Source organism: bacterium, assembly GCA_026416715.1.
Classification (GTDB): Bacteria; UBP4; UBA4092; order JAOAEQ01; family JAOAEQ01; genus JAOAEQ01.
The window spans coordinates 23,344-49,556 of record JAOAEQ010000024.1; the positions used below are offsets into that span (position 1 = coordinate 23,344).

A 26,213-nucleotide genomic window follows, 5' to 3' on the forward strand; every position below is an offset into this window, starting at 1 on the left:
TTGCAAATAGTTAGTTAGTCGGTTGCCTAGAAACAGTATATAGGAAAAATCTTTTATCCACCAGTTACTTTCTACCGTTCACGGTATTATCAATCAATTCTGTTTCAATTTCTAAAGTTTCTGGAATAATACGAACCACTTCAACTCGATTCTGAAATACTTTTGGTAAAACAACATTTCGGGCGATAGATAATCGAAATGTTTTTTTACCCGGGCTTAACCCGGATACATCTACACTTACACTAATTAAATCTGGCTGAATTCTATCTAAAATAGTTGCTTGTCCTTGAATCACAACATCAAGATTTTTTGGATACTGGGATTTAATCGCCAGATTCGCCGGTTTATTTTTTAGCTCGATAAAGGGATAATAATGCCGCGTTTCAATTCGCTCATTTTTAACGTTTAACCATAACGCGAGCGCAACTAACAAAGATATAATGAGTAATCCAAAATCAATTTGGCGTAGCCAATCCCGAATCATAATCCTTGTTCCGTTTTCTCTTCTTCCGGATAACCAAAAAGTGTGCGGAGTAATCTCCGTAACGATTGCGGGTCAAGATCACGGGTTAATTTACCGCCACGTGCTACCGATATTGACCCAGTTTCTTCAGAAACAACGATAACCAACGCATCAGTTTCTTCAGTCAATCCGATTGCAGCACGATGCCGCATCCCAAGTTCCCGGCTTAAATTCGTCTCCTGGGTTAACGGAAGTAAACATCCCGCAGCCGCAATTCGGTTTCCTTGCAGTATCACCGCACCATCGTGTAACGGAGAATACGGCGTGAAAATAGACAAAATTAATTCTGAAACTATACTACTATCAAGTTTAACCCCGGATTCCATATATTCCTGTAAACCCGTATCCCGTTCAAAAACAATGAGCGCGCCATGTTTCTTTTTTGCTAACGTACTTACCGCTTGTACAATTTCAATAATAAACTGTTCTTCCGGTCGGAAAAACCGACGGAAAAATCGCTGCTGTCCAAGTTGAGCAAATGTTCGACGGATATCCGGAGCGAAAATGACTATCAACGCGACCAACCATACCGTCCAGAATTTATTGATTATCCAAGCGATAGTGGTTAATTCTAACCTCTGCGCTATAAACGAGATCAGCAGAGTTGCAATAACCAAAATAATCAGCCCTTGGATAACCTGCACCGACCGTGTCCCGCGAAGAAACTTAATGATTCCATAAAATAATGCGGTTACCAACAGAATATCCAATATATCCCGCCAATGGCTAACTATATTTTGAATGAGTGATACCATATAGTTCCTTAAATTTACGAGCTTACCCGAATCGCATCCGCTATTTTCACTACTCGAACCATTGCTTTAACATCATGAACTCGAACGATTTTCGCACCATGTATTACCGCTATCGCTACCGCAGCTGCTGTTCCTTCAAGTCGCTCATCAACCGGTAAATCGAGAATTTTCCCGATAAACGATTTCCGAGAAACCCCGATGAGGATTGGCCGACCTAATCGCAGAAATTCCGATAAATGATGTAAGATGCTCAAATTATGTTCGAGCGTTTTCCCGAAACCTATTCCCGGATCAATAATTATCTGTTCCTCATTAATTCCCGCTTGTTTCGCAATTTGTATAGCATTATTTAGATACTCTATTATATCAGAAACAACATTGGTATACTGGGGATTAAGTTGCATGGTTTGCGGTGTACCCTGCATATGCATTAAAACCACTGGGACACCGGTTCGTGCAGCTAACGGTAACATTGCTGGGTCATAGGTCATTGCGGTAATATCATTAATCATTTGTGCGCCAGCATTAATGGCAGATTCAGCGACCTGCGCTTTATAGGTATCAACTGAAATAGGGATATTCGTTGCGGTAGCTAATCGTTCTATTACCGGGACAATTCGGGCTATTTCTTCTTCTGCAGAAACCGGTTGTGCACCCGGTCGAGATGATTCTCCACCAACATCAATAATATCTGCTCCTTCTTCTATCATCCGCATCGCATGCAGATATGCTTGGTCTGGAGTATAATATTTTCCGCCATCAGAAAATGAATCGGGGGTAATATTTAATATCCCCATAACGAATGTTCGGTTAGCGGATACATCAAGTATACATCGCGGGCATTGGATAGGCGGATAGGTTCGATGAACAATATCGTTAGATTGAGATTGTGAATTGCAGGACATCGGTTACGTTTTATCGTTGGTTATTAAACAGTTACGCTGGGGTAGTATCATGTTTCGTTGCTTGAGCCGGTTCCGACGAACTAGACGATTCAACCGCACTCCCAGATTGCGGAGCTGATTTTTGCTGCATCTGATTCTTTATTGGCGGCAATGGTTCCCCACGCATAAGTTTTTCAACATCATCATGGTCTAACGTTTCACGTTCGAGTAGTGCTTCAGCGATCGTGTGTAATTTATCCATATTTTCGCGAATCAGCTGTTTCGCCCGCTGATAGCACTGGTCAATTATTGACCGAACTTCATTATCAATAGCGATTGCTGTCTGTTCGCTATAATCTTTCGACCGGGTAATTTCTCGACCGAGGAAAATATGTTCTTCACGGCGACCGAACGTCATCGGTCCTAACTTCTCGCTCATACCCCATTCGCAGACCATATTATGGGCGATTTGCGTTGCGGTTTTGATATCGCTCGATGCACCACCGGTAATATCCCCGAACACTTCTTCTTCCGCAACTCGACCACCCATTAAAACTGTAATATCATTTAAATATTCAGTTTTATTCCGTAAATGACGGTCTTCTTGCGGTAACGCTTGGGTTAATCCCAATGCTAAACCCCGTGGGATAATCGTAACTTTATGTACCGGGTCAGTTCCCGGAATCAACCGATTGACTAACGCATGGCCAGCTTCATGATACGCAGTGATTTTTTTCTCCCGTTCCGAAATAACCCGACTTTTTCGTTCCGGTCCCATCATAACTTTATCCCGCGCTTCTTCCATATCAATCATTTCGACTTTTTTCTTATTCCGTCGTGCTGCAAGTAACGCCGCTTCATTCACCAAATTCGCTAAATCCGCTCCGGAAAAATATGGGGTTCCTCGTGCGACAACATTCAAATCTACATCATCACTCAACGGGATTTTTCGCGTATGCACTTTTAGGATCCCTTCTCGTCCTTTCAAATCCGGTAAATCGACAACTACGGTTCGGTCAAATCGTCCCGGACGAAGTAATGCCGGGTCAAGCACATCCGGTCGGTTCGTTGCAGCTATTAAGATAACTCCTTCATTCGTATTGAATCCATCCATTTCAACCAGAAGCGCGTTTAACGTTTGTTCACGTTCATCATGTCCGCCACCGAGCCCAGCACCACGTTGGCGACCAACCGCATCTATTTCATCAATAAAAATAATACATGGCGCATGTTTTTTTCCGGTATCGAATAAATCACGGACTCGCGAGGCACCTACTCCAACAAACATCTCAACGAAATCCGACCCACTAATCGAAAAAAACGGAACATTCGCTTCTCCAGCAACCGCTCGCGCTAATAAGGTTTTCCCGGTTCCAGGGGGACCGACAAGGAGCACTCCTTTCGGAATCCGTCCGCCGAGTTTCTGAAATTTCTGTGGGTCACGCAAAAATTCAATTATTTCTTGCAATTCTTCTTTCGCTTCATCTGCACCAGCAACATCGTTGAACGTTACTTTCGGTTGCCCTTCCCCAATCACTTTCGCACGACTGCGCCCGAACGCTAACGCGCGATTACTTCCAATCTGCATCTGTCGCATGATGAAGAACCAGATGGCAACAAAGAATACTACGGGGAGAATCCAGCTCATTATCTGATACCAAATCCGTGGTTGCAGTTGCATTTTAAATTTAACTTGTTTATCCGGTGGAACCGTCTGATTATACGCAACCAATGCTTTTACCACTTCTTGTCCAACAGTTTCAAGAATTGGCGAGTTAAATCTAACTTCTTTATAGTTAGTGACTGAACCCGTGGTCACAGGTAATAATAGTTTCCCAGCGATTTTATTATCATAAATTGCAACTTCTTTAACCTGACCATTTTGCAGGAATGTGAGGAATTCGCTATAATCGATAGTCCGCTCGAGTTCTTTCGTAGGCAAAAAAATCGCTGAAATTACCAGTACAACCAGAATCGCTAGCCAAAATGTCAGTTGTTTAATCAAGTTTTTCAAAGAAATCACTCACCTTATCACGGTTAGTTAATCCTACCTCCAACAACCTGTCGATATCAAATATTGTATCCTATGCAGATACGTTTTGTAAACCGCAGGAGGTAGGAGCGTAAGCGTATTAGACACTATATTATTTATAGTTGTGGTATATGTATATAACCGATATACAATTCAGTAAGATTATCGAAATCCAGGAACTCGGTCGATTATTTTGCTTTTGACATTATATACCGTCGTGGTCACCTTTTCTCGGCAATATCTATCGACCTTTACAAACGATACTCAGAAATCAGATGTACTTCAGTAAAAATGTATTGTTTGCGCTCATCGTTTATCTTTGATAAGGTCAAATTTCAAAATTGCCCGCTCTTTCCTTGTAATATTTTACCATAAAACCATAGGGAATTGAGATGATTTATCTATCCGCTTGACAAACCTTATCGAAGTTACATACAATTACTTGATTAAATACTTCGGTAAAAATATAAATCTATTTAAGTATTGAAATTAGGGTTTGAAGTTGTATAGGAATTTGATTATTAAGCATTTTTCTTTTGGAGGGTAAATTATATATGGCGAAGGTGACGTTGAAAAATGTTACAAAGATTTTCCCGCCGGATGTTAAAGCGGTACAGAATGTTAACCTCGAAGTCGCAGATAAAGAGTTTGTGGTGCTAGTCGGTCCGTCCGGCTGTGGAAAATCTACCACACTCCGGATGATTGCTGGTCTGGAAGAAATCACTTCGGGTGAAATTTATATTGATGATAAATTAGTTAATGATGTTCCGCCGAAAGATCGCGATATTGCTATGGTGTTCCAGAACTATGCGTTATATCCACATATGACCGTCTATAAAAACATGGCGTTCGGATTGATGTTACGGAAATATCCGAAAGCTGAAATTGAACAGCGAGTTAAAGAAGCGGCAGAAATTCTTGGGATAACCGAACTGCTTGACCGAAAACCAAAAGCGCTTTCCGGTGGGCAACGGCAACGAGTTGCGGTCGGTCGAGCGATTGTTCGAAAACCGAAAGTATTCCTCTTCGACGAACCGTTAAGCAACTTAGATGCGAAAATGCGCGTCCAGATGCGCACGGAATTAACCAAACTGCATCAGCGGTTACAATCTACGATGATTTATGTTACCCATGATCAAGTAGAAGCAATGACCATGGGCGACCGCATCGTAGTTATGAAAGATGGGATCGTTCATCAGGTTGCTGACCCTATTACTCTTTACGATAAACCGGTCAACAAGTTTGTTGCCGGATTTATCGGTAGTCCACCGATGAATTTTATCGACGGTACCTTAATTCAGAAAAACGGCGCTATCTATTTTAACGAAGGGAAATTTGAAGTTAAACTCCCAGAAAAATTTTATCCTGCGCTAACCAACTATGTTGGTAAAGAGGTTACGTTCGGGGTTCGGCCGGAAGATATTGCGGATACCTCCTACGCTTCATTTGCGAAACCGGAAAATACAATCACCGCTAAAGTTGAAGTGGTAGAACCGATGGGATCAGAACTCTATGTATATCTGACGACCGGAAAAACACCGTTTATCGCTCGGGTTGAACCGCATCTGAAGGTTGAAGTTGATGAGATGCGAAGTCTCGCGTTGAATATGGATAAAACCCATATTTTCGATAAACAGACAGAACAAACTATCGTATAGTAATATTAAACCAGGATTGTCACGGATGTAGACGGATTCAAACTAATGTTTAAATCCGTCTACATCCGTTTTTTATATCCGGATGAATCCAGTTCAACGTATTCGTTCATTCATCGCTATCCCCCTACCGGAAGAGATTCATCATCGTCTCGCTGAATTCCAAACTTCACTAAAAAAATATCATGCGGATATCAGCTGGGTTAAACCTGAAAACATCCATCTCACGTTGCAATTCCTGGGAGAAATCGAACCGAATCTGGTTGAAAAGGTTGAACGATGTTTAGCAGAAATTGTTCCAACACAATCCGTCTTTCCTTTTGAAATTGCGGGAACTGGCGTTTTCCCGAATCCGCAAAAAGCGCGAGTTCTCTGGGTCGGGGTTACCCAAGGGAAAGAACAAATCGTTCAGCTCCAATCAGCAATTGAAAAATCATTGCGGAAATTAGATATCCGAGCTGAAGAACGGAAATTTCACCCGCATTTAACCCTAGGTCGAGTTCGTTCTTCTAAAAATCTTGATGCGGTAGTAACTGAACTATTGAACCACAACAATGTCTCTTTTGGAACCGTTGCGGTTACGGAAGTTATCTTGTTCTCTAGCCAACTCTCTCCCTCTGGTGCAATATATACACCGTTAAAAAATGTCCAATGTCATAGTTCAAACGCTAAATGAATGTTACAACAATATAATTAATCGTATAGGATTATTTTCTCTGCGTATGTTGCGTCTGCTTTCCGTTCTCTGGAATTAGGTTTTTACTCTCTAATGTTTGCAGGGTTACGATATACATTTTATTTCGGATTTCGATATTCGGATTTGTATTGATTTCGTGGTATAATTCGTTATTAAAAAATAAATTTTTTAAGGAGAAAATGGGTATGGCACTGCAAGATGTAAAAGATACGAAAGTTAAATCGAATCGCGAGAAAGCGCTCGAATTAGCGGTCTCCCAGATAGAAAAAGATTTCGGTAAAGGAGCGATTATGCGACTGGGAGAAGCGATGCCTCGACTTGAAGTCCCGGCGATTCCAACCGGGTCGTTATCACTCGATTACGCGCTCGGTATCGGCGGAGTCCCCCGCGGGCGAATCGTTGAAATTTTCGGTCCGGAATCTAGTGGGAAAACTACGCTCGCGTTACAAATCATTGCGCAGGCGCAAAAGCTTGGCGGTATCGCAGCGTTCGTTGATACCGAACATGCGCTCGATTCCGGTTATGCCAAACTATTAGGGGTAGATTTAGATAATTTATGGCTTTCGCAACCGGATTTTGGTGAACAAGCGCTGGAAATTGTTGAAACGCTGGTTCGGTCGAATGCGATTGATGTGATTGTCGTTGATTCGGTTGCGGCGTTAGTTCCGCGCGCTGAACTCGAAGGAGAAATGGGTGAATCGTTTATGGGCGTGCAAGCGCGGTTGATGAGTCAAGCGATGCGGAAACTCGCTGGAGCGATTAGTAAATCGAAAACCTGCGCGATATTTACGAACCAGATTCGGGAAAAAATCGGCGTGATGTTCGGAAGTCCGGAAACCACGCCGGGCGGTCGCGCGTTAAAATTTTATGCTTCTGTGCGGATAGATATTCGGCGGATTGGCGGGATTAAATCCGGGGAAGAGAATATCGGAAACGAAACCAAAGTTAAAATTGTTAAAAACAAACTCGCACCACCGTTCCGAGAAGCGAAATTCGATATTCTATTCGGGCAAGGAATATCCAAAGAAGCGGATTTACTAGAACTCGGGCTAACCCATAAACTGATTGAAAAAAGCGGTACCTGGTTCTCGTTCGGTTCTGAGCGACTCGGGCAAGGCCGAGAAACCGCAGTTAAATTCTTACGTGATAATCCGGATATTGCCGCGAAACTCGAATCCCAGCTTCGGGAAAAACTCGGGTTGAAACCGCCTACCGCTAAAGTAGAAGAATAAACCTAGATAGTTCCCGACGGATTATTGTAGATTCAATCCAGACAAAAGTAGAATTCATTGTAAAATGTTAAATTAGCATTGCAAAATTTAGAATACTAAATTTGCAATGGTTGTTTTTTTGCCAACCATGCCTACCATAACGGCTATCTCACCGCAGAAGAAGCATCGGAACCGCTATTCGATTTTCGTTGATAATCAATTCTATGCCGGCGTTGATACTGCAGTGGTTGAAAATCTCGGTTTACGGAAAGGACTTGAAGTTGATACGAAAAAACTTGCTACTATCCTCGAGCAGGAAGAATATCAACGGGCGAAAAATTATCTATTCCGGCTTTTATCCCGAAGATTATATTCCTGTGCTGAAGTCAGAAAGAAACTCAACGAACATGGGTTCGGCCTTGAGATAAAAGACAAAAGAACGGTAGGACGAAAGGACGAAGGAACCGAAAAACAAGATACAAACCCAGATTTAATCGAACAGCTGATTACTGAATTTACCGAGCGAGGCTGGCTTGATGATACCCAATTTGCGCTCCAATGGACTGAAAGCCGACTTCGGTTAAAACCGTGCGGGCTCGGATTAATCCGACGCGAATTATTGCAGAAAGGGATTGAAAAAGAGTTGATTGATGAAGTACTGGCGAAATATACCGATTCGGAAGCAGAATTCGACCGAGCACTCGCTGCATTGAACAAGAAAAAGAATTATACGAACGAACCAGACCCGATTAAACGCAAACGGAAAATCTATTCTTATCTCGCCCGACGCGGGTTTAGTTCGGACATAATAGAAAAACTGATGAATCAGCTTACATAATATTTAATCGGCTGATTAACGCCGATGATTTCGTTCCCACAGATGAAGTAGCGTTCAATCTAAATTATACATCTACTGGTTAAATTGGATTACACGAAAATAATTTTGCAATAAAAGTTTTTGTATCTTGTCTATCAACGATGAAGCTAACTCGACTCTTGCGACGTCTTACCGCTTACCCTTTACTTCTGACTTTCTGATTTGTTAGAAATTAGATTATTTAGCGCAATTAAGATGCCCATCAGCCCTTCCGTATCCTGGTTACAATAGCGGGCTAGCGCAGTTCGAACGCGAGTTTGTTCCTCCGGAGTAACTTCGGTGTAGGTAACTCGCAAAAATTCACGACCCGCTTCTTCACCATCGCTAATTTCCATATCGTCATATCCTTTTCCGATAAGCGCTGGCATAACCGATTTTAAAGAAGCGCTACCATTTTGGTTCGGATGATAGTAAGCAAACGACTGAAATGGTTTCAATAAATCTACAAACCGGGGAATAATACTTTCAACCCACGGTTGATATTCCGGGAACCGTTTCGCGCAATTGGTCAATATTTGGGATTCAAACGAAACGTTATAGACTAGAATCGAACCGTAGTCTCCGAGTTCTTGTTTCAGTCGAGCTAATATTTCCGGTCGTGGGTCAGCTCTTCCATCAGCGAGATAACTGAAATGTTCCGGATTTCCTCCAGGATGACTAACCAGATGTAATGAATATTGAAATGGTATTTTTTCATAGGGACTAGAGTTATCATGTAACGGGATTGCCGGATTATAGGTTTCAAAATCCAGGAAGTATAAGGGATAAACCAATTGGTCTATAAAATCCTGAATCGATTTCGGTTCGATATGCGGTTGGCCGGATTTTTCGGATTTAACCTGTATCTGCTGATTATGATTAAGCGGAAAATCTGCCGGGATATCTTTTATTGCTAAAATGTTTCTATTAAACAGTTCTGGTATCTTATTTCCGCCACGATATAAACAAAAAACATTTCTTTCCGGCAGGAACGACCAGCATCGTTCTTGCAATGGACATGGATTTGGTTTACTACACTGGCTACCGATTTTGATATCAGGTTCCTGCGGTAAATGGATAATCGCAAGCATCATGGTAAGAGTATCGCTGATTTGGGGTAATATCGTATCGACTTTTTCGGTTATCTCAACCTTTTTGAATAGTTTTTGCGGTTCAATTTCACCGTAACGCGTATAGCTAGTATCAATTAATAAGAGATAACATTGGTTGATGGTAATCCCAGCATTCTGGCAGACATATTTCTGGAAAGCTACATCAACAATATGCTCATCTTTACAACTCGTACTCGATTTGACTTCAATAATATCCCATTGATCGCTTGATACCGGTTCTAGAATATCGACTCGCGCATAGCCATTCTGATATAAGAATCCCGCTTCAAATAACGGCTTACGCTCTTGCAATTTCTCTTGCGTTCGTTCGACAACTTCTTCCAGTTGAATATCCCAACCAATCTCTATTCCATTTGGATAAAGTCGTTTCGCATATTCACCAACCAGATGCCCTTGGTCGAACAACGCTTGCGTCGCCGCATCGGTCTCCGGGAACACAGAGTTATCATTATAATAATACCAGAGCAGTTTATGGCATTGCATCCCGGCAAGATATTTGCTTTTTGAGATTGAAACATTAGTGTTGTTCATTTAAATACTTTTTTGCTTCTTCTAAAACCAACTCGGCCTTTTTAAATATTTCCTTAGTCCAATTCCAATCGATTTTATCTGTATTCTCACTTCGATAATCTTTGTCAAAAACAGCTACTGTCATCGTTTTTCCGAGACCAAATCGAGATGGCTTTTTTGCTCCAAGATTTAGTTTTATTGCTGTTTCTATTACTGCGGTAGAAAAATTATTCCTGAGTTTGGATTGCATATTTTTTTCGCTAACAAATATTTTCCAGCATAGCTTGTCGTGTTCTAATTGTAAGTATCCATAAAAATTTTTTTCAGCAATTTCTTTGGGAATTTTCCACCAAAAACCCATAAAACCACCGCTTCGGTTAGGAACATAATCCCAATCGCCTCCTAAATCAAATTTATCATTTAAAGTTGAAAAATAACCTATCCAATCATACCGATTCCATTCGGCTAATTTTTTGTCCGTAAATGCATTTGTATAATCTTCGATTTTGTTTAATAGTGTTCCGTATGCTGCAGCTAAATCTCTGAGATCATTATCAATCGAATTGGTTGTAAGCGAATTAACAGCTTCCCTTAGTTCTTGAAGGCCAATTGTTTCAATAGATTCCTTAACATTTTCTTTATCTTGTTTTTTGCATATCGATAATATCTTTTCTTTATCCCATTTTAAACGAGTAGTTCCTATTAGAAAATATAATAACATTTCTTCATTTTTTAAATTTTTTATTTGTTTAATAATTTGGTTTTCTTCTAACGGTGCATCAATTTTTAATTCAATATGAACATGCTTTTTGTTATCAACTATGATTGTAAAATCATATAACCGATTTTGTGTTTCTATATTTAGTTTTATATCATTACATTTTATACCTATATCAAGCTTATCCAATAATTTTGTTTTTTCTAATAAACAAGCAAGAACAACTTGGTGCATCCTTTCAGAAGTAGCCGCCCAATCAAATAATAAATCAATTGCTGCCATATTATACCTCCAATTTAATTGTGCAATTCGTTTTATTAGGCGTAATTCTATATTAAAATCTAAAATTTTACAATTTTTATGATTTTAATACATTTATTATTATGCGGAATCAAAAATTTATTATTTCATCATTACAATCTTTCGCAATCCACATGTTGAATTTTCTGCGGCCTTTGCATCCTTTGCGTCTTTGCGGTTAGCTTTTATAAAATATAGAATCCTAACGCTTTTTCCTTCTTTTTCTGTACCTGATTTAACGCTAACTCGAAATGCGTATCCGTTAATTTAACGATATTCGATTCATCATAATCTTTCTGTTCAATTGCGACTTTGGTCGCCAGGATAACCAGTTCATGCAGATGCGCACCGGTGAACCCTTCCGTCTTTTCCGCAATCCGGTCGATATTAATCCCATTTGCGGTTTTCCCACGTAACGCTTGCATAATGATTTGTTTCCGCAATTCAACGTCCGGGAGTTTGAACTCAAGCACGCGATCGAATCGGCTCGGTCGGTCTTTCAACGCCGGTTCGATTACCTGTAAATCGTTAGTCGTTGCGATAACGATTACCCCTTCATTTTCAACGATTCCATCCATCTGGTTCAGGAGTTCTCCGAGAATCGGAGTGAAATGGATATGCCGGTCAATCGCGAAACAATCTAAATCTTCAATGAAAACGATACTCGGCTGCAGTTCTCGAGCAAACTGGAATAATTGCGTGACTGATTCCGCATTTTTGATTTTCGCTGCAGTAACCCAAATAAACGTACTATCTACCTGACTGGCAAGAACTTTCCCTACTAGCGTTTTCCCGACACCAGGTTTCCCATAGAAAATCAACCCGCGTTTTGTCGGGATTCGGTTCGCTTGATAGATAGGAATATACTTAATAAAATCAACCACGTTCTCGATAATCTCTTGTTTAATTGCCGGGTCGAGAATAATATCATCCCAAGTATATTTTCGTTCGATAGATAAAAATTCTCCTTCAGCGGTTATCTTTTTTCGGCGATAATAATTATGGTCTTTCATCCATTGGATAAGCTGTTTCATAATCTGCTCCGCTAACCGAATCTGGTCAGGAAGCGCAAAGATTGATAGAATTGGATTAATCGTATAATTATTAATAACATCCCAGCGTCTTTCTGTGATATATCGGGTTAAAATTCGATGTCCGTCGGCGGTTATCCAGCCATCAATCGCCATCTGGAGCGCTAACTGCGTTGTATTCCAATCTGTTTTGATGGCTATATACCCTTGCTCAATCGGGTCGGAACTAGGGTCGAATTCGATATGAAATGCATGCGTATAATCCTTGAGCACGGATTCCAGCGCCGGCTGTATCATTCCCAAACGATACGGCTGTAAGGTTTCACGGATACAAATTACTTCTCCACGAGAACGACCGAGAAATTCGTTCATGGTTTTGTATAACGTTTCCGTCTTGAACCGATCACGGGCGATTTGATTCGTAATAACGCCAAATTTTATCAATTCCCGAATCCAGGCATGATTCCCCTGTGAATTCGATAGTTCTGCTGTATCAAATAGTCTCGTTTGGTCAATGATAGTTTCATGAACTGGCATAAACATATTCTCCTTTCTCGTTTCTTGCAATGGATGCGACCACTATTTTTGTCACTCATTGCAAGAACAGATTTTATGTTCTGTAATTATTCTAAAATAGAGATACGACAAGATAGGTCGCACTGTAACAAATATTAAGTATAAAATAAATGGGAAAACGAAGGAGGGAAATAAGCGCCTAGTATTAAGGAAAAAACGCTGGGAATATACCGATTTTCAACTCAACATAGGTACCTAAGCTATATAACCGAGGTCAATTTTGCCTTTTCCATTTGACATTGATATGGTTATATAGGGTAACGATACTGGAGTATAACCAGTGTGGGTCTAACCCACACTGGTTATACTCCATTCTTTCTTGCTATTGGACGGAGATATTTTTGAGAATTTTAGTAATAAAGGTTACGCTTGGAGTAATTAACTTTTCTAAACCAATTGACTATCCATGGGTATCAATGAAAAATTTTTGGGGTTAAAATAATTCTGCCAATTGGGATTCAGCTCTTCCGCATCGAGATATAAGTTTAGTAAATTCAGGAGATGAATTATTGTGAATACTTTTTAAGCGTGGTTTTAAGGGTAGTTATAATTTCATTGCGTAGTTGTTTCGGTTCGATAACCTCGGCATTTTCACCGAAGGAAAGTATCCACCATTTAATTTCGTCCCAGCCGGAGGCGCATAACGTTAAAATCATATCGCCATTCGGTAATTCTTTGCAGGTATGGTTCATATGTTGACATCGCGACTTAACTACTGATACAACCGGTTGATTGAACCGGACAACAAAATTCTGCGGTTCTCCTCGCATAATCCCGAACGCATCCCGCATAAATTCGGAAACCTTAAACTCTTTTGGTTTCTTAAACGAGATATTTGTCGGTGTGATTTTTCTAATTCGCGATATGGTAAATAATAATATTTCCCGATGTTTCGGCAGGAACGCAGCGAGATATAATCGGTCATAGGTTGGGAATATCGCATACGGTTCAATATGATAAGTTCGCCATTTTTCTTTACTTGCGGAATAATACTCTATCGTAACCGCTTTCTCATCCAGAATCGCTTGCTCTAGTTCCGGCATTACCTTCGCTAAATATGGATATTGTTCCTGCGCAACATATCGCGATTGAAATACTGTAGGGAATCGGTCGAAATAGCGTAACGTTTTTTCCGGCAGGAACGTTTCAATTTTTTTAACCAGTGTTTCTAAATCCTGTCTAAATAACGTGGTGCCGAACATCGCTAAAATATTCCGACTTAAATAGAGGCTTAATATTTCAGAAATCGTGAACGGCATCGGAATGTTCGACTTATATCCGTCAACAAATTTCCATCGTTTTTGCCCGTTAACCAGGTCATCGTATATCGGGAATCCGGCATCGCTCAAGGTCGCTAAATCGCGTTCGATGGTTCTGCGCGATACCCCGAATATTCTAACTAAATCCGGAATTGTTACCCCGTATTTGCTGTCTAAATATCGGATAATATTTAAATGACGGAGTAGTTGTTTATTCCGAGCCATATAAATCAATCTACCTTACTCGAATGATTGCGAATGCCTTGAATAACCCTTATATTATTTAATTCATCCTGCTTTTTCAATTCGCGTTACTCGCGTTATCTCTTGACAATTCTCCTATTTTCACTGACAATTTTACATATATTTTATAATATTGGAGAAATAAATTCTATGGGAAAAATAAGAATGTATTATATTTTATCCATTATTTTCATCCTAGGATTAAGTGCTCGTTCAGTTTCTGAACAAGCCTATCCGTTCGGACTCCAGCCGACTCCGGTGTTTCCGGTTCCGCAATTTTCTCCGTATAGCATAAGCACCGGTATGCCTTTATCCGGATATCAATATGGAATCTCTACTGGGATGCCAGCGGTACCGCCCGGATATCCGTTTCCGAAATATCTATACGGTATCGAGACTTCACTCTTACCCGGATTCGGACTCGAAACCCTGCTCCCACCGGTAACCGTATCTACGGCAACTGCGGTTCCGCTCTATGAAAAATCTGAAATCGAAAAGATTTATGCCGGCGAATTCCCAACGGAAATCTCCACGGAAATTCAACAGTTCGGATATACTACGTTTCAGCAGACGGTATCGACTTTTGCGCCGGTTCTCGACGTCCCGGTTAGTGAAGATTATGTTATCGGACCGGGAGATAGTTTCCGGATAACCATCTGGGGTCGAGTGAATGTAACCTATCCGGTAGCGGTTGATCGTAACGGAGAAATTTCGGTTCCGGAAATAGGTGTATTAAATGTCTGGGGGTTAACCTTTGGCGAATTAAAAAAATATCTGAATCGAGAAATCGCAAAATATTATACTGATTTTGAAATGACGGTTACCATGGACCGGATTAAAACGATTCGGGTCTATGTTGTCGGAGAAGCGCGATTCCCTGGCAGTTATACAGTGAGTGCGTTAGCAACATTATTCAATGCGTTATATGCTGCGGGTGGACCGAGCAAACAGGGAACAATGCGGAATATTCAACTGATTCGAAATGGTAAAGTAGTTCAAGTAGTAGATTTATATGATTTCTTGCTGAAGGGCGACCGCACCGCTGATGTTCGACTGGAAAATCAAGATACCATATTTATCCCGATAATCGGAAAAGTTGCGGGGATCGCTGGGCATGTAAAACGACCAGCGATTTATGAATTTAAAGAGACGATGAATTTATCGGAACTGATTGCGCTTGCTGGCGGTGTTTCTGCGGTTGGGTATCTCGAACGAGTACAGGTTGAACGAATGGAAGCGAATCGAAGACGGATAGTCGCGGATTTTAATCTAACCGGTATCGAAACGACCGCAGTAAAGCCGGAACTGAACCTTCTGCTTCAAGATGGTGACTTGGTGAAAATATATCCGATACTGCCAGAAAAAATGAATGTAGTTTATCTTGAAGGACATGTTGCTCGACCGGGAGAATATGAATTGAAACCGAATATGCGACTTCGTGATTTAATTCCCAGTTATGATGTGCTCTTACCACAGCCATCATTGGAATATGGCCAGATTATCCGATTACAGGAGCCGGATTTGCATCCGGTCGGGATTCAGTTCCATCTCGGGAAATTACTCGCCGGCGATGCAACACAGAATATTGAATTAAAACGATGGGACCGTGTACAGATATTCCCATGGTCAGCGCGGTTGAAGAAAAGTGTGCGCGTTAGCGGGTTAGTGTTTCAGCCGGGAGAATATAGTTTGCATGAAGGGATGCGCGTGAAAGATTTAATCACCGCTGCTGGCGGGTTCACGAAAAACGCTTATCTGCGTAACGCTGAAATAACCCGTCGTATCATTACCCAAGATGGTATGGAAACACAAAAGTTAGAAGTGGATCTGGAAGAAGCGATGCGCGATAATCCAGAACATAATATTGTATTGCAGGATTATGATAATCTCGTCGTACGCCCGATACCGGAACTTGAGTTCGACCGATATGTAACCATCACCGGGGAAGTACGGTTTCCGGGAAATTATCCGGTTAAAAAGGGAGAACGATTAAGTTCATTGATTGAACGTGCGGGCGGATATACCGAGAAAGCATATTTAAAAGGAGCGGTGTTTACTCGAGAAAGTGCGCAGGTTGAACAGCGGAAACGATTGAATAATCTGATTCGCGAGCAGGAAGAACGGCTGTTATCTATGTCTGCGTTAGCGGTTAGCGGTGCGCTGGATAAAGAAGAAGCAGCAGCGCAACAGCGATCACTCGCATTGCAACAGCAATTATTAGCAAAACTTCGAACGGTTCCTATTGAAGGGCGAATGGTGGTTAAACTCGATACCCTCGAAAAATTGAGAGGCTCGGAAAATGATATTGAATTAGAAAAAAATGATGCTCTATATATCCCGGAAACTCCGGGACATGTGAATATCATGGGAGAAGTATATAATCCGACTTCGGTCATTTATGAACCAAATCGAACTGTGCAATATTATCTAACCAAAGTCGGTGGCATGACACGGGATGCGGACGAACGGCAGATATATATTATCGGAGCTGATGGTACTGTACATAGCCGGGAACAAAAAGGATTTGGTCGGATTACCTGGGATAAAGACCAGCATCGGTGGATAGCTGGTGGATTTTATAATATAAAACTAGACCCCGGTGATACCATTTTAGTTCCGCGCCGTCTCGACCGAACCGAATGGGTTCGAAACACGAAAGATATTACGCAGATACTGTACCAGATAGCTGTCAGTATCGGCGTTTTAGTTAAAATATAAAATATTCCGAATAGTCCGAATAGTTGCGAATACACCGCATCAAGGGTTGTTCGTGATAGTTGCTGTTTTCATTCGCTGCTTTCGGAAGCAAGTGTATGGAAGAAAAAGATTTAACTATAGTTGATTATCTTCGTCCGTTGATACGATACCGTCGGTTTATTGTTTGGTTCTGGCTGATAGCGGTGATTACCTCAATAATTATTAGTTTACTGTTACCAAAAATATATTCTGCAACCGCATTAATCGCCCCGCCGAATACCGCAGAAAATACCGCGGGAATATTGAGTAGTTTAGGTGTTTCCGGACAGATGGGCGCATTTGCCGCATCGTTTCTCGGTATTCCGAGTTCAGCAGATTTTTATATTGATATATTGAACAGCCGAATTATCGCTGAAACCTTGATTGACCGATTTAATCTGATGCAGGTATATAAAACACGATATCGTGAAGATACGATTATCAGCCTAGCTGACCATACACTCATCAAGAAAACAAAAGGGGAGCTGATTCAAATCACCGTTGAAGATAAAGACCCGAACCGAGCTGCAGCGTTAGCGAATGCTTATGTCGACGAGCTCGATAAACTTACCCGTCAGCTTGGGATGGATAACGCTGGACGAATGCGCGTGTTTTTAGAAAAGAGAATCGCAGAAACCAAACGGGAACTACAAACTGCGGAGGAAAAGTTGAAAAATTTCCAAGCGGAACATAAAATGATTGCGCTCGATGAGCAGACGAAAGCGATGGTCGTTGGTGCAGCTGAACTAGAAGGGCAGCTGATTGCCGCAGAAACTGAACTGGGGATATTGCGTAGTTTCGCTACCGAAGATAATGTTCGGGTTAAGCTGGTTAAAGCAAAAATAGCGGAACTTAAACGACAGCTCGATAAAATTGAAGGAACGGTTCCGCCCCGAACAAATCAGCAGAAGATACAAGCAACCAACCGCAAAATCCAGAATTCGTTTTATATTCCGCTTACGCAGATTCCCGATTTAGGGTTAGAACTAGCGCGATTACTCCGTGAAGTTAAAATTCAAGAGACGGTGTTCGAATTATTAACCCAGCAATATGAACTTGCCCGCGTAAGCGAAGCGAAAGATACGCAATCGATTCAAATTGTTGCTCCGGCAAAAGTGCCGGATAAAAAAGCGAAACCGAAACGAATTCTGATTGTCATAACCACTGCCGTGCTGGCGTTAGGGATAGCGATATTTATCAGTTATTTTCGTGAGTATTTAGCAACCTTGGATACCGAAAACAAACAACAGTTGTTTACGCTCATCCAGGAACTTAAAGGAAAATCAGGAACCGCTAACGGTAGCCGGGAGATTAACAATTAGTATCATCAATCGCTTACGGACTAAATGTTGCAGCGAGATTTCATTGCCTGACAATCAATAATAATTTGTTACGAATACATAAGGTAGTTCCATCATCTCCTGCCTAAGCCATGCACACATAAATAATGTTTCAAAACATAAAAAATTGTATCATCCGAATTCAGGAAAATTCGATTGTTCGCGACACCCTAGTTACCACCTTTTTTGCTACCGGTGGAAAAGCGGTAGGGTTTCTTATTCCCTTTTTTATTGCTGCCTGGTATGGAGTTGGAACAGATACCGATGCCTTTTTCTTTGCCTATAGTTTAATTATCTATTTAGCGACCATCTTTGCCCCAGTTCTTGAAAGCATTATCGTTCCATTTATTGCGGAAAAAAAAGCAAATGATGAAGATATCAGCGTTTTTGTCGGACGGATTCTCGGGTTAAGCGCAATCGGGTTACTCGCGATATCCGGTATATTTCTGGTGGTTATCAAACCGTTGTTATCGGTACTAACCCGGTTTTCGAGTGATGGATTAACCTTAATCTATGAGCTTTTGTTAGAAACCATTCCTTTAATTGTTCTGCTAGTCTGGACGAGCATTTTATCCGGTGCGTTGAATGCATATAAAGTTTTTGTTATCCCGGCAATATCCCCAGCATTGCGTGCGGTTATAACGCTCGGATTTATTTTTCTATTTAAAGAATCACTGGGAGTGCATGCAATCGCTTTAGGGTATGTGATAGGAGAAGTCTTCCGATTAGGACTTCTTTTCTTATTGATTCGACAGTTACAGTTATTTCGAATTCGGATTGTGTTCAATTGGGAACCGACTTTCGCTAAATTTCTAAACATCGCTGGATACCAACTTGTCGGAATGGCAATTATGGCGTTTACTCCGATCATTAATAAAGCGATGGCGTCTTGGCTTGGTAGCGGTAGCGTTTCTATTCTAGAATATGCTGACCGATTATATATGATTCCGGTAACTTTTTTTACGAGCGGGTTCACTGTAACATTGCTTGCCCATTGGAGTGAACGATACCAGAATACTTCGGCAAAATGGTTAGAACAAGCGGTAATTCAGGCGGTAAAAATTATTGGTGGGATTGGATTGGTGTTAACCTTAATCTTATACTTTGGTCGCGGTATTTTTGTTTCATTAGTTTATGGGTACGGAAAATTTCAACCTCAGCTGGTTAACGAGGTGGCGCAAGTATTCGGGATTTTTGTGTTAAGTTTAACCCCCTATTTTTTATCCCAGATTTATGTGCGAGCGATTTTAGTCAGAAAACAGACCCAATTCCTATTATATCTCTCACTATTTCGCACCGTAGCGACTATTGTTTTAAATTGGTTCTTTATGCAACGGTTTGGTGTTACCGGAATCGCAGCATCAACAACGATAGTTTCCGCCTGTGCTTTAGGTTTGCTGATTTTCTTCTTACATTTCTTTTCCGGAAATCAAGAGAACACTCAATGTAGAGTTTAATATGCTCAATATCTATTGGAACCGTAACCGAACGAATCGTCTCGAACCACCACCTTGGATACAACACCATTATGAAGTAGAACGGACGTTTGCTCAACAAATTAGACAAACCGAGAAAAACTCCGCTGCGCGAAGGAAATTATTGCAAGAAGCATATGCGCAAGTTACTGAAATCCAGATGAATTATCCAGGCGGATTCCCGGCTGAAACCAAAGAGGCACAATATCTCTGTTCGATTATTGAATCAATCCCTACAAAGGGACGTAAGGTTCTTGAAGTCGGTTGTGGCACTGGAAATCTCGCTATTGCTTTAGCAGAAAAAGGATTTGAGATTGTCGGACTAGACCTTGACCAGCAACGGATTCAACGCGCGCTAGCTAAAACGAACTTGTTTACCAATCGTGTTACGCTGTACATGTCGGATATTATGACAGTTGACTCTAACTTGGTTCCGGATAATAGTTTCGATATAGTCGTGAATGATAATGTTCTGGAACATATTGTACCAGATGAAGCTGATGATTTTATTGTTCGATGTAAATCTAAACTTAAACCAGGCGGATGGTTGGTTACCGTAACGCCGAACCGTTTTATCGGTCCGTATGATGTTAGCCGCCATTTTCTTCCTAAAGGAACTCCGGCTCAAGGACTACATTTAAAAGAATATAGTTTTCAGGAGTTAATCGAATTAATCAGTCGAAATGAATTCAACAAGATTATAACACTTCCCGCTGCCGCAAGTATTTCTGTGAAATTGGGGTGCAAAAAAGGGGCTCGTATCTGGATGTATAAATCTAAATTATTTGAAACCATTTTAGGTTATGTACCGGCCGGGATACGTGGTGAAAAGATTTTTCGGCTTCTGGTAAGCGACATTATTCTCGCACAAAAATGAACTATGTCGAACCATAGAACGAAAAAAAAGATATTATTTATTATTCCGTCATTAGTCGGTGGTGGCGCGGAAAAAGTTATGCTTTTACTCCTAGAGCATCTCAATCGAGACCGGTTTCAACCGCAGTTACTAGTTTTTGAAAATAGAACCGATTACCGAACGGAACTCCCCGCTGATATTAACCTGACTTCGCTGAATAAACGAACACGATGGGGTAATTTGCGAATTCCTATTGCATTAGCCCAAGCGTTCAAATCAATAGCACCAGATTTGATTTGTAGTTTTCTAACGACAACGAACTGGATGTGTTTGCTTGCGAGAAAAATTGCTAATGTATCGACCCCGCTCGTTATTTCAGAGCGGAACTATCTAAGTGAAAACCTAACGCAACAGAACTGGCAATCGGTGCATCGTTGGTTCATTCGTCGATTGTATCCGGAAGCGGACAGCATTGTTTGTATTTCTGAAGGTATAAAGGTTGATTTAGTGAATAATTTTCGAGCTCGACCAGAACAATGCACTGTCATCTATAATCCGATTGATATAAAACGGGTTCAGACATTAAGTCGGGAACCGGTTGTTTTCCCTTGGTTTCAAGAGGATATTCCGATATTGATTTCCTGCGGTCGATTAACGCGACAGAAAAATTTTCAACTTCTTTTAACCGCATTTGCTCTTTTACTTAAAACGATGCCGGCTAGGTTAATTATCTTTGGGAAAGGCGAGCTAGAAGCTGAACTCAAACAAACTGCGGTATCGTTGAATATCAACGACCGAATAGCGTTTCTCGGGTTTCAACAAAATCCATTTAAATATATGGCGCGGGCGCAATTGTTCATCCTCTCATCTTCCTGGGAAGGATTAGGGAATGTTATTATTGAAGCGATGGCGTGCGGTGTGCCGGTAATTGCGACTCGATGTCCTTCAGGTCCGGACGAAATTATCACCGATGGAATCAACGGGCGCTTGGTTCCGAAAGGCAATCCAGACCAGCTTGCAGAAGCAATGAAACAACTACTGCTCGATGATGGGTTACGTCGCCGAATCGCTAAACAGGGGTTGCGCCGGGCGAACGATTTTGATATCTCGCAACAAGTGAGGAACTATGAAATGTTATTTGAAACTATTCTCGAAGGTAAATTATAAGAAACGATCCATGTTGAGGCGGTCTTATGCCACAGTATCTCATTAATCCATTTTTAGTGCTCCTGTTTTTTCTATATCCATTTGTATCATTACAGCTGGTTTATGGCGACCTGAATATACCTTTATCGGATATTGTTGCTTTAGGATTAGGTTTCATTTTTCTCTGGTATATTTTGGGAAAAATATTCTTGCAACAAACCTTTTCACAATTACGAATTAAAGGAATTTCCGCATATCTTATCTTTCTCTTGATTGCGCTGGTGTCAATATCAAATTCTCTTGCTGCAGATTTAAGTCTGAAATATTTTTTCCGATTCCCATTATTTTATTTTGTTACCTATTATCTCGCTGCTGGAACTTTATTAATTCAGGTTTCGAAAACTAAACCTACGTTCTTGCAATGGAATCATCTGTTTTGTATCAGTATATTTCTTGTTTCCTTAATAAGCATTATAAGTTCAGTATATCGAATCTGGCTAGGAAACTTTTGGGGAATCTTCGAAATCCCATATTTAACCGGAAATCATAAAACAATTGCGATAACGTTAGTAGTAGGTTTACCGCTTCTTATTGGAATGATAAAAAATATCAAGGGTTTACCACGACTATTTTATTTGATAACTATAGTAAGTTGCATCGTTGGTATTTTTCTTTCTGCATCAAAAGCGGCTTGGCTAACAGGGTTGGTAGTATTCATTTTATGGGGAATAAAACTCTTTGATCGATTCAACCTGGTAAAATCTGCGGTCATGATATTTGCGCTTCTCATTCTATTTGGAATAGGGATTGTGGGGTATTTGATGTCATCAAACCAGCCGGAGGTGATTCGTGCGGAAGTTAGTAGGACGGTTTTAGGCATCCATGCGATTCAACTATTTGCAAGCCATCCATTTATCGGGAGTGGAATCGGGAATTTTGCAATCAGCTTGGAAACATATTCAGAATTTTTGTTAAAATTAGGTTATCCCGGATTGATTACTCGCGATGCACACGGGTTAGTGTTTAAACTATTATCCGAAACCGGTCTTCTTGGATTGTCAGCTTTCGCGACATTTTATTTTGTAAACCTTTATTGGCTTTATCAGAATTATAAGAATCATAAACAAACTGGAAATATTTTTGCGGAAAACATGTTATACGGAGCTATATCGGGATTAATAGCATTACTCGTAGTAAACTCGTTTTTTGGCACCGACACCTATACCCCGCGATTTTGGTTTCCTTTAATGTTTATCATTATGCAGGGAGCATTTGCAGAAAGGCAAGAACTTGATGCAACTCGGAATTAATTGGAAAAAAGATACTACACTGGGTAAATACCGCGACTTGTTTACGTTGCCAGCGATTCGACAAGCCCTAGGGAAAAAGCTGCAGCAAATATTGTCGAGTACTGGCTATATTCGGTATCCGGGCGGTACCTACGTTCAGGAATTACTCCTGGATGAAGCTGAAGCGGAATCGGATTATACTATCCCGGGGTATCCAAACTTCTACCAATTTTGTAAAGAATATAACCTGCGAATACTCCAGCAGTTACCGACTACGAAATTAGCGTTTGCGGGAAAACTCCGAACGATAAAATCTTCGGTTAAGGAACCAATTGATTGGTATATCGTCGACCAAATTATTCAACAAACCAAGGGTATGATACAATGGCTTAACCGTAATAAATTAACTAACCTGGTAGCTTATTGGGAATTCGGAAATGAAGATTATCATGACCGGGAAGGACGGTTACGTCCAGAGGAATATGTAGAACTTATTGCGCGATATATTAGTTCGCTAGACGATTTGATTCCTCCGGACAAACTATTAATTGTTGCCCGGTTAGGGCAACGCGCTGGTGTTACTAACTGGGGCGCTGATGTGTTAACCCTGTTAAAAAAACGAGGGTTTGCTGAATCTATCGGCGGAATAACCACCCATTTATACCCCTATTTTTTAGAACAGGATTACGTAGATTCGGCTCAATTTGATTTTAATGAATATTGTCTAAGTGATCGGTTAATTCAGTCGGTTCGAGCTGAATATCAGCAGTATGTTGATATCTTATCAGCGTTAGAGTATCCCGAGAACATAAAAATTCATATTACTGAATTTAGTATTGATATTCCTGGTCCGATTCGACGTGTTGATAATTCGCATACGTTTGGACACAATCAGAAGACTTATGCTGGAGCGGTTGGAACAGCTCGGATCGTATCAGAACTAGCTACCAATGTCCGGTTTGGTAGCGCAGCATACTACTGTCTATTCCATAAATATTTACTCGCTCCTGAATCGCAGAATCCAACTCCCTGGAAACAATATACTACGGTTAATGATTGGGGTTGGGGTCAGTGTTGGTATGTTCCCCAAGAACCAAGAGCACCATTTATTATCACTCCGGTGTTAGAAGTCTGGAGTATCCTTACCCGTCTCCTAGAGAATGCAACAAATATCAAGAAAATAGATACCCAAATGTATCTCGCAGTTGCAAATACTCCGCAAACCCTGGTTCGGCTCTTGTGGTTAAACCTATCAAATAATACAAAAACCCTACCAGCTCGTGGATCAATACCGGGTCTGCTAATTGGAAACGGAAACTTGGACCAGCGTGCGGTTCGATTAGGGAGCGAAGGGAAGATAACCGACCGAACTATGGTGACTCCGCAACTAGTTAAATTAACTGGAAACGTTCAGCTTCCGCCGTATAGTATTTTTTTCGCGCAAGGAACCGATATAACGTTAAATAATGTTCCGATTGTACCTGAGTTTATCCGAACGCGGGCTAGGTTAAATGGTAAGCCCGTTCCGTTAGGTGAATATTCAATTCAATATCGTAACGGGAACTTTATTTTATCACCTGAAGGGGTAGTGCTTGAGAATTATCCGTTATCTGCAATTATTAACGATAATGGGTTGACCGCAGCAGATTTTGCTCATATTCTATTTGGAACCAGTCCAGGCAATATATCGGAATGGCAAATATACTTGAATAAGGAATCAGAAACAGAAATATTTCCTGGATAAGTGATCGGCGTATTGGTTAACATGAACACAATTGACCCGCTTTAGGCGGGAAAATAACATAGATACTATGGAACCACAAACGGATTTACACAAAACACTGACTCGGAGAAAGTTTATGTGCTGGCTTGGTATGATTATGGTCTCGCCATTTATCCCAGTAATTCGAATATTCCGACCGAACCGCACTAAACTTTTTCTGCAATGGAAAACAATTGACGGAATCCAACATAGCCGAACCCTCTCAGTATAGAACTCGCTGTTCATAAAAGAATAGCGAAAAAACAATAGAACCTGAATATGAAAATCCTGTTGGTAAACAAATTTTTCTATCCTAAAGGAGGCGCAGAGATATCATTTTTTTCTACTGCTGAGTTATTAGAAAAACACGGACATACGCTGGTCTTTTTTGCCATGCAGCATCCGCAGAATCTACCGTCATCATCCAGTGCTTATTTTATCTCTCCGGTAGATTACACCACTGTTCCCGGGGTATTGCAGAATCTTAAAACCACTTGCCGGATATTCTATTCTTTTGAAGCTAAACAGAAAATTCTGCAATTAATAAATTTGGAAAGACCAGATATCGCTCATCTCAATAATATCTATCATCAAATTTCACCGTCAATTATTGATGTTTTAAAAAAAGCACAGATTCCGATAGTGATGACCCTGCGGGATTATAAACTCACCTGTCCGGTATATACCCATTTATCAGGTAATCGTGTCTGCGAAGAATGTCGCGGTCAGCGATTCTATCGAGTTGTCGTTAACCGCTGTACAAAAAATTCAGTGATGAAAAGTATAATCAATATGCTTGAAATGTATCTCCATCATACGATATTGCATATCTACAACAAAATTGATTGTTTCATTGCACCCAGCAAATTTCTGCTGGAAAAAACGATACAACTTGGGTTTCAAGGGCGACTTGTTCATCTACCAAACTTTATTGACTCCAGCAGATATACCCCGGAATATCAGGCAACAGGAAACCGACTGGTGTATTTTGGCAGATTATCTGAAGAAAAAGGTTTAACAACGTTGCTTGATGCTATTAAAGGTCTCGAAATTCAATTAAAAATTATTGGCGAAGGACAGCAGAAAGAACAACTATTAAATAAAGTCAAACAAGAGAATATTTCGAATGTAACTTTTTTAGGATATAAAACCGGTAATGAATTACAGGATGAGATTAGGCAGGCAATAGCGGTGGTGTTGCCGTCAGAGTGGTATGAGAATAACCC

At 40.8% G+C, this 26,213-nt stretch carries 21 protein-coding genes; 13 read left to right on the forward strand and 8 right to left on the reverse strand.

Features of this window, described 5'->3' with window-relative positions; translation table 11 throughout:
* Positions 1 to 64: 64 nt before the first annotated feature.
* The 4 genes from N3A72_10210 to ftsH are packed head-to-tail and all read right to left on the reverse strand — an operon-like array spanning position 65 to position 4,176.
* A complete protein-coding gene (locus tag N3A72_10210; protein MCX7919955.1) occupies positions 65 to 484 on the reverse strand; it encodes a CdaR family protein in 420 nt (139 codons plus the stop codon).
* On the reverse strand, positions 481 to 1,278 hold the full coding sequence (gene cdaA, locus N3A72_10215) for a diadenylate cyclase CdaA (GenBank protein ID MCX7919956.1): 798 nt from the start codon (positions 1,276 to 1,278) through the stop codon (positions 481 to 483). Before cdaA ends, N3A72_10210 begins: the two co-directional genes overlap by 4 nt.
* Positions 1,279 to 1,292: 14 nt before the next feature.
* Positions 1,293 to 2,183: a dihydropteroate synthase gene (gene folP, locus N3A72_10220; protein ID MCX7919957.1), complete on the reverse strand. Its 891-nt coding sequence runs from the start codon at positions 2,181 to 2,183 to the stop codon at positions 1,293 to 1,295.
* Between the two features lie 31 nt (positions 2,184 to 2,214).
* The gene (gene ftsH / locus N3A72_10225) at positions 2,215 to 4,176 is read right to left on the reverse strand and encodes an ATP-dependent zinc metalloprotease FtsH (protein MCX7919958.1); all 1,962 of its coding nucleotides are present in this window, start codon (positions 4,174 to 4,176) and stop codon (positions 2,215 to 2,217) included.
* Positions 4,177 to 4,748: 572 nt separating this feature from the next.
* Between ftsH and ugpC the strand changes: the two genes are divergently transcribed.
* From ugpC to N3A72_10245, 4 genes are all read left to right on the forward strand, one after another.
* Positions 4,749 to 5,852: a sn-glycerol-3-phosphate ABC transporter ATP-binding protein UgpC gene (ugpC, locus tag N3A72_10230; GenBank protein MCX7919959.1), complete on the forward strand. Its 1,104-nt coding sequence runs from the start codon at positions 4,749 to 4,751 to the stop codon at positions 5,850 to 5,852.
* Positions 5,853 to 5,934: 82 nt separating this feature from the next.
* Positions 5,935 to 6,525, forward strand: a complete 591-nt coding sequence (gene thpR / locus N3A72_10235; protein ID MCX7919960.1) for an RNA 2',3'-cyclic phosphodiesterase — start codon at positions 5,935 to 5,937, stop codon at positions 6,523 to 6,525.
* 206 nt (positions 6,526 to 6,731) lie between these two features.
* The gene (gene recA / locus N3A72_10240; GenBank protein MCX7919961.1) at positions 6,732 to 7,778 is read left to right on the forward strand and encodes a recombinase RecA; all 1,047 of its coding nucleotides are present in this window, start codon (positions 6,732 to 6,734) and stop codon (positions 7,776 to 7,778) included.
* A 127-nt stretch (positions 7,779 to 7,905) separates the two neighbouring features.
* Entirely contained in the window at positions 7,906 to 8,595 is a 690-nt protein-coding gene (locus N3A72_10245) for a regulatory protein RecX (protein MCX7919962.1), read from the forward strand.
* Between the two features lie 182 nt (positions 8,596 to 8,777).
* Here N3A72_10245 and N3A72_10250 read toward each other — a convergent pair whose 3' ends face one another.
* The 4 genes from N3A72_10250 to N3A72_10265 all read right to left on the reverse strand — a co-directional run bounded on the left by N3A72_10250 (position 8,778) and on the right by N3A72_10265 (position 14,365).
* On the reverse strand, positions 8,778 to 10,277 hold the full coding sequence (locus tag N3A72_10250) for a DUF2779 domain-containing protein (protein ID MCX7919963.1): 1,500 nt from the start codon (positions 10,275 to 10,277) through the stop codon (positions 8,778 to 8,780).
* Positions 10,264 to 11,256, reverse strand: coding sequence for a hypothetical protein (locus tag N3A72_10255; GenBank protein ID MCX7919964.1), 993 nt, complete (start codon positions 11,254 to 11,256; stop codon positions 10,264 to 10,266). The genes N3A72_10250 and N3A72_10255 overlap by 14 nt, the downstream gene beginning before the upstream one ends.
* Before the next feature lie 203 nt (positions 11,257 to 11,459).
* Positions 11,460 to 12,842, reverse strand: coding sequence for an ATP-binding protein (locus tag N3A72_10260; GenBank protein MCX7919965.1), 1,383 nt, complete (start codon positions 12,840 to 12,842; stop codon positions 11,460 to 11,462).
* A 545-nt stretch (positions 12,843 to 13,387) separates the two neighbouring features.
* A complete protein-coding gene (locus N3A72_10265) occupies positions 13,388 to 14,365 on the reverse strand; it encodes a WYL domain-containing protein (protein ID MCX7919966.1) in 978 nt (325 codons plus the stop codon).
* Between the two features lie 168 nt (positions 14,366 to 14,533).
* Here N3A72_10265 and N3A72_10270 point away from each other — a divergent pair, with 168 nt between their 5' ends.
* The 9 genes from N3A72_10270 to N3A72_10310 form a co-directional block, all read left to right on the forward strand.
* Positions 14,534 to 17,101 (forward strand): SLBB domain-containing protein, encoded by a 2,568-nt coding sequence (locus tag N3A72_10270; GenBank protein ID MCX7919967.1) that lies wholly within the window; start codon positions 14,534 to 14,536, stop codon positions 17,099 to 17,101.
* A gap of 95 nt (positions 17,102 to 17,196) precedes the next feature.
* Entirely contained in the window at positions 17,197 to 18,441 is a 1,245-nt protein-coding gene (locus tag N3A72_10275; GenBank protein ID MCX7919968.1) for a Wzz/FepE/Etk N-terminal domain-containing protein, read from the forward strand.
* 125 nt (positions 18,442 to 18,566) lie between these two features.
* Complete coding sequence (locus N3A72_10280; GenBank protein MCX7919969.1) at positions 18,567 to 19,916, forward strand: polysaccharide biosynthesis C-terminal domain-containing protein; 1,350 nt, start codon at positions 18,567 to 18,569, stop codon at positions 19,914 to 19,916.
* 1 nt (position 19,917) lies between these two features.
* Positions 19,918 to 20,811 (forward strand): class I SAM-dependent methyltransferase, encoded by an 894-nt coding sequence (locus N3A72_10285; protein MCX7919970.1) that lies wholly within the window; start codon positions 19,918 to 19,920, stop codon positions 20,809 to 20,811.
* A 3-nt stretch (positions 20,812 to 20,814) separates the two neighbouring features.
* Positions 20,815 to 21,957, forward strand: coding sequence for a glycosyltransferase (locus N3A72_10290; GenBank protein MCX7919971.1), 1,143 nt, complete (start codon positions 20,815 to 20,817; stop codon positions 21,955 to 21,957).
* 26 nt (positions 21,958 to 21,983) lie between these two features.
* On the forward strand, positions 21,984 to 23,246 hold the full coding sequence (locus N3A72_10295) for an O-antigen ligase family protein (GenBank protein MCX7919972.1): 1,263 nt from the start codon (positions 21,984 to 21,986) through the stop codon (positions 23,244 to 23,246).
* A complete protein-coding gene (locus N3A72_10300) occupies positions 23,230 to 24,969 on the forward strand; it encodes a hypothetical protein (protein MCX7919973.1) in 1,740 nt (579 codons plus the stop codon). Before N3A72_10295 ends, N3A72_10300 begins: the two co-directional genes overlap by 17 nt.
* Before the next feature lie 67 nt (positions 24,970 to 25,036).
* Positions 25,037 to 25,219 carry a hypothetical protein gene (locus N3A72_10305; protein MCX7919974.1) on the forward strand — a complete coding sequence of 61 codons (183 nt, stop codon included), beginning with the start codon at positions 25,037 to 25,039 and terminating at the stop codon, positions 25,217 to 25,219.
* Positions 25,220 to 25,266: 47 nt separating this feature from the next.
* On the forward strand, positions 25,267 to 26,213 hold a 947-nt coding region (locus N3A72_10310), incomplete at its 3' end, for a glycosyltransferase (protein MCX7919975.1).

Excerpts from the sequence above, each read along its gene's own strand:
- N3A72_10295 (MCX7919972.1), top strand. The coding sequence starts at position 21,984 with ATGCCACAGTATCTCATTAATCCATTTTTAGTGCTCCTGTTTTTTCTA.
- N3A72_10285 (MCX7919970.1), top strand. The coding sequence starts at position 19,918 with ATGCTCAATATCTATTGGAACCGTAACCGAACGAATCGTCTCGAACCA.
- thpR (MCX7919960.1), top strand. The coding sequence starts at position 5,935 with ATGAATCCAGTTCAACGTATTCGTTCATTCATCGCTATCCCCCTACCG.
- N3A72_10260 (MCX7919965.1), bottom strand. The coding sequence starts at position 12,842 with ATGCCAGTTCATGAAACTATCATTGACCAAACGAGACTATTTGATACA.
- ugpC (MCX7919959.1), top strand. The coding sequence starts at position 4,749 with ATGGCGAAGGTGACGTTGAAAAATGTTACAAAGATTTTCCCGCCGGAT.
- N3A72_10245 (MCX7919962.1), top strand. The coding sequence starts at position 7,906 with ATGCCTACCATAACGGCTATCTCACCGCAGAAGAAGCATCGGAACCGC.
- cdaA (MCX7919956.1), bottom strand. The coding sequence starts at position 1,278 with ATGGTATCACTCATTCAAAATATAGTTAGCCATTGGCGGGATATATTG.
- N3A72_10210 (MCX7919955.1), bottom strand. The coding sequence starts at position 484 with ATGATTCGGGATTGGCTACGCCAAATTGATTTTGGATTACTCATTATA.
- folP (MCX7919957.1), bottom strand. The coding sequence starts at position 2,183 with ATGTCCTGCAATTCACAATCTCAATCTAACGATATTGTTCATCGAACC.
- N3A72_10300 (MCX7919973.1), top strand. The coding sequence starts at position 23,230 with ATGCAACTCGGAATTAATTGGAAAAAAGATACTACACTGGGTAAATAC.
- N3A72_10250 (MCX7919963.1), bottom strand. The coding sequence starts at position 10,277 with ATGAACAACACTAATGTTTCAATCTCAAAAAGCAAATATCTTGCCGGG.
- N3A72_10280 (MCX7919969.1), top strand. The coding sequence starts at position 18,567 with ATGTTTCAAAACATAAAAAATTGTATCATCCGAATTCAGGAAAATTCG.
- N3A72_10275 (MCX7919968.1), top strand. The coding sequence starts at position 17,197 with ATGGAAGAAAAAGATTTAACTATAGTTGATTATCTTCGTCCGTTGATA.
- N3A72_10305 (MCX7919974.1), top strand. The coding sequence starts at position 25,037 with ATGGAACCACAAACGGATTTACACAAAACACTGACTCGGAGAAAGTTT.
- N3A72_10290 (MCX7919971.1), top strand. The coding sequence starts at position 20,815 with ATGTCGAACCATAGAACGAAAAAAAAGATATTATTTATTATTCCGTCA.
- N3A72_10270 (MCX7919967.1), top strand. The coding sequence starts at position 14,534 with ATGGGAAAAATAAGAATGTATTATATTTTATCCATTATTTTCATCCTA.
- N3A72_10255 (MCX7919964.1), bottom strand. The coding sequence starts at position 11,256 with ATGGCAGCAATTGATTTATTATTTGATTGGGCGGCTACTTCTGAAAGG.
- recA (MCX7919961.1), top strand. The coding sequence starts at position 6,732 with ATGGCACTGCAAGATGTAAAAGATACGAAAGTTAAATCGAATCGCGAG.
- N3A72_10265 (MCX7919966.1), bottom strand. The coding sequence starts at position 14,365 with ATGGCTCGGAATAAACAACTACTCCGTCATTTAAATATTATCCGATAT.